Below are 1,143 nucleotides of genomic sequence, written 5' to 3'. Positions count from 1 at the left end.
TTTGGCCCTAATACTACTACTTTTGTAATACCATCTGAGGTATATCCAACTAGGGCGAGAACTACTGGCCATGGAATTAGTGCTGCATCCGGTAAGATAGGCGCCGCCATAACTACTTATCTATTCCCCGTACTGCTCAGCGCAATTGGTCTTAAGAACATTTTATTTATGCTAGCGATCGTGTCTGTTATTGGAGCAATAGTTACAATATTTACACTTCCCGAAACTAAGAACAGAAGTTTAGAAGAGATAAGTAATGAGGAACTAATAACCGTACAAGCTGATCAAAGGACTTAATTTTTAGCTTAATCTATTTATTGTCATATTTTTCTCTATTTTTGCTAATTAAATTAAATACTTATTACAGTTTAAAACGTAAGCATCTTAAATGAACAGTACAGATGATAATATTTTTATATTACCTCTATCAAACTTTAACGTAATGCCAAGGAGAGGGAAAAGAAAGTATACCGTTGAGTTTGACGATTATATCCTAACCTCTTTAGATGGCGAAATATCACTAATTAATGAAATAGGTCAAAGGGTTAACTGGTCTTACAGTGATATAGGAGATAGGATAGCCAAAATAATAGCTGAAGATCCTTTCTTTTATTATAAGGTAATACCGCTAGCTAAATATTATGAGATTGTAACTTATAGTTTAATTGAAAGTGTAATAAGAGTAGGTGGTTTTTATGGTGACTTATTAGATGCTTGTTTTAAAAAGGACGAAAAAGATATGAGAGAGGTGTACTTGCCTTATGCTTTCAATAAGGTATTTGAAAGGGGAAACAAAATTTTTGACCCTATTTCTGACGATGCAATTAAAGCGCTAATAAATAGATATGATTGGGATTTCATTAGAATTTATGAGGATTTAGAGGGTATCTTTAGAGTAGATAAAAATAAGGCATACAATAAGGTAATTGAAGAAATTAGCGGTGAAAAAGATAAGATCGAGTTAGATTTGTTTATGCTGTATGTATTATACGAGGTAAATGTAGATAAGGCTAAGGAAATAATTGATGATTCTCTAATTGCACCAAATTTAAGTTATGAAAGTAAGTACATAATTCCTAGATGGGGTGTATATACCTTTGTGTGTAAAGTAGTTGATTAGACCTATTCTAGGTATATTATTTA

The 1,143-nt window shown here is 32.0% G+C and carries 2 protein-coding genes; both read left to right on the top strand.

Annotation, left to right across the window (positions count from 1 at the left end):
* On the top strand, nucleotides 1-297 hold a 297-nt coding region (locus DMP16_RS10085), incomplete at its 5' end, for an MFS transporter (protein ID WP_143577207.1).
* Between the two features lie 91 nt (nucleotides 298-388).
* Nucleotides 389-1,120, top strand: coding sequence for a hypothetical protein (locus tag DMP16_RS10080; RefSeq protein WP_143577206.1), 732 nt, complete (start codon nucleotides 389-391; stop codon nucleotides 1,118-1,120).
* Nucleotides 1,121-1,143 lie beyond the last annotated feature (23 nt).

The sequence above is a fragment of the Sulfolobus sp. B1 genome (assembly GCF_007050195.1).
GTDB lineage: Archaea > Thermoproteota > Thermoprotei_A > Sulfolobales > Sulfolobaceae > Saccharolobus.
This window is presented reverse-complemented; position numbering and strand designations above follow the sequence as displayed.

What these genes read in the sequence shown, in the direction of transcription:
- DMP16_RS10080 (WP_143577206.1), top strand. Translation starts at nt 389, where the DNA reads ATGAACAGTACAGATGATAATATTTTTATATTACCTCTATCAAACTTT.